This is a genomic window from Aquiflexum sp., from assembly GCF_977115555.1.
Genome location: NZ_CDSBKL010000458.1, coordinates 1 through 2,999, shown reverse-complemented (window position 1 = coordinate 2,999; position 2,999 = coordinate 1). Strand labels below are relative to the sequence as shown.

Sequence of the window (2,999 nt, the reverse complement as noted above, 5' to 3'; positions counted from 1 at the left end):
ACACCCCATGTGGTAAGGATCGAAAAGTAGGGGGGGAGCTCTTCAATGATGGTTTCGATCGTTTGGGATTTTGCTGCATGGAAGGATTGGAGGATAAGGAATGCCGCGAGGAATATTTTTTTCATATCGGATAGTCATTTACCATCCCTAAAATATTGAATTTTTGAAACTATTCGAGCCTGAAACAATTTTTTAACCCTAAGATTAAGATTTTCTCTTTTGATTCCAATTGCATCCTGAATGCTCGTGGATGGAAAAAATAAATGGGGGGAATTACTTCCGAAGCTGTACGGAATACACCCAGTCTTAGCATCAGATGGTTTGCCACTCCGCACGGGATATATTTCAAAATCAATTGGTAAGAAAGATCAAGTTATAAACTCCCCCAATTTACTTTCAAAAGTTTGCTATTTAGTTTGGCAATTAATACGAAACAGAATTTCCTTTTAATTGCTATCGTTCACACGTGTTTTTCCCAAAGGCAATCCCCAACTTCCAGGTTGGAAAAGATTGCCTTAAATGAATTACTCTTGGGTGAACAGGCGATCAAGCCAATATTGATGGATTCATTGGCCTCAAACAGATGAAAGATCCGTAATTGTTTGAAATTTTTTCCATCCGTTGAGTTTTCAATTAAAAAATCATTTTCCCTTCTGCTTATTCGATACCACATGGATTTGATGCCGGAATCCACTTCCGACGTAGCCCAATCTGAATAGCCCTGATTGGTAACCACACTTCCAAGCCAGGAAGTTTGCTCATTTTGGAATTCAATCCCTGCTTTGACCCAATTTTCGGAATCTTGGTATATGGCTATCCCACATTGATCATAAATTTCAGCGTATTCAAATTCTGTTTTTACGGTAAAGGAAAAATATTTCTCATGGGTGCTCACATACAAAATATGGGCATTATCATTCCGAAACCCATAATACGTCCGTTGCCATAAATCGGTATGGGGTTCAGTCAGGATTTCAATTCTTCCTTCGGAAAAAGTGAAATTTTCAGGTTTACAAAACCATTTCGCTTGATGGGTATTGAATTGGAACATAAGCTAAATTTCCGTTTGTTTTTTTGCTTTCTAGCCAATAATGGGAATTTAAATAAGCCCTAGTATGTAAATTACAACTTCCTTTTAGGAAGAAAGATACTTAATAAAAACAAAAAGCGGGGCGGAATTACTTCCGAAGCGGTACGGAATCCACCTTATTCGAAATTAAGAGTTTAATTTCGCTGAGAAGGGGAGGATTTTGATTTTTTTTTTGTTGCATCGGGGGGCAGGCATGTTTGACATCGATCAAAGCCAGTGGTTTTTGTGGGCAAGATTGATTACCTGAGCTTGGGAGTTTACGTGCAGCTTTTGGTAGATATTGGCGATATGTTTTCGGATGGTTAGGGAGGATATTTCCAATGCCACAGATATTCTTTTTGCATCCCAGCCATTGATCAGGTGACTGAGGACTTCTTTTTCCCGCTCTGTAAGCAGATCAGGCATATCTGACTTGCCGGATTTGGAATGGGAGTCCTTTTGACTCAGCAACTGAAGTGTTTTGCGGGCAATTCCGGGACTCATGGGCGCGCCGCCGAATTCAAGGACATTTTGGGCTGCCTGCAAAATTTGATCGGATGACTCGTGCTTTAACAAATAACCTGAGGCTCCTGCTTGAATTGCCTCAAAAATATTTTCCTCGTCGTCAAATACCGTCAGAACCAAAAAATGGATATGGGGATACAAAGCTTTTCCAATCCGAATTGCCTCTATGCCATTCATGATAGGCATCTCGATATCCATAAAGACCACTTGAGGCAAAAACCCATGCTGCAATGCTGCCAGTTCTGCCAATGCCTTTTTTCCGTTTTCGGCGATAAAGCACATTCTAAGGGACGGAATGCCGTCTGTTTTCATCCGAAAACTCCGCACGTTGACGGGATTATCTTCTACCAGTGCAATTCGATATGGTTCCATTGTTCAAAGTTCAATTGAAAAATACCAAAAAAACATACTCAATTTGGAGTAGGCTCGATCCGAACCGAGGTCCCTGAGGCTCCGATAACTCCCTGCCACGAAATATTCCAACCTGAGGTCTTTGCTCTTCTCTTCATATTTTCAAGCCCATTTCCATCACTGTTTAGAATCACTTGATTCATCCCCTTCCCGTCGTCAGCAATTTCTATAGACCAAGATTCATGACTTTTCAGGAAAATGGTCAATTGCTTACAGTCGCTGTGCCTCAAAGCATTGATGATTGCCTCCTGAAGGATTCGAAAAAGGTTGAATGCATCAGCTGCCGGCAGGGTTTTGTCTTCCATTATTTCCTCATGGAAATTGATTTGGATTTCAGGATAGGAGGAATTGAGGCGTTGGAGATACAATTTCAATCGGTCACTCAAAGCTGTAAATCTGAGCGAATCATTCTTCAAGGCCCAGATGGTATCATTCAGTTCACTGACCATGGACCGTGAGTTGATCTGAAGTTCCCGCAGGGCGGTTTTTCCCAGTTCATCCAGTTGATCAAGCTTTATGTATTCAAGATTGGATGTTATCGATGCCGCAAAAGCACCCAGATTGTCATGAAGATCCGAGGAAATCCGCTTTCTTTCCTGTTCTTTGGCCTCCATGATCGACTTTTGGGCTTTGAATTTTTCTGCTTCCTGGAATTTCACGCGTTCGATTTTTTCTTTTCTCCTGAAGAAACCTATCCAAAGCGCTGCCAGGAGTATGACAATGGCCAATGCAGCCAAAGTCCCATATACCACCCGCTGTCTTCTGATTAAATCGAGTTGTTGTTGGATAATGATGTTTTCCTTTTGCTGGACCTCATACTGGGTTTGAAGTTCGGCAAGCGTGCGCTCAGAGTTTTGGGTATAGTAGGCGTCCTTGGCTTTGATTATTTCCTCCAAGGTTTCCGAATATTTTTCCTGATCTCCGGAGTCTTTGTATGCTTTTGCCAATGCCTCGAAATAGATAAGCCGAAGGTTAACCGAATTGACCATCTTTT

General features: G+C 41.5%; 3 protein-coding genes. All 3 read right to left on the bottom strand.

What is annotated here, in order from left to right:
• Positions 1-460 precede the first annotated feature (460 nt).
• On the bottom strand, positions 461-1,051 hold the full coding sequence (locus tag ACZFYI_RS18210; protein ID WP_462525550.1) for a DUF1349 domain-containing protein: 591 nt from the start codon (positions 1,049-1,051) through the stop codon (positions 461-463).
• A 246-nt stretch (positions 1,052-1,297) separates the two neighbouring features.
• Complete coding sequence (locus ACZFYI_RS18205) at positions 1,298-1,966, bottom strand: response regulator (RefSeq protein WP_462525549.1); 669 nt, start codon at positions 1,964-1,966, stop codon at positions 1,298-1,300.
• Between the two features lie 38 nt (positions 1,967-2,004).
• Positions 2,005-2,999: sensor histidine kinase (locus ACZFYI_RS18200; protein WP_462525548.1), on the bottom strand; the 995-nt coding region annotated here is incomplete at its 5' end.

Bases quoted from the DNA above. Each gene is read 5' to 3' on its own strand.
- ACZFYI_RS18210 (WP_462525550.1), bottom strand. From the start codon at position 1,051: ATGTTCCAATTCAATACCCATCAAGCGAAATGGTTTTGTAAACCTGAA.
- ACZFYI_RS18205 (WP_462525549.1), bottom strand. From the start codon at position 1,966: ATGGAACCATATCGAATTGCACTGGTAGAAGATAATCCCGTCAACGTG.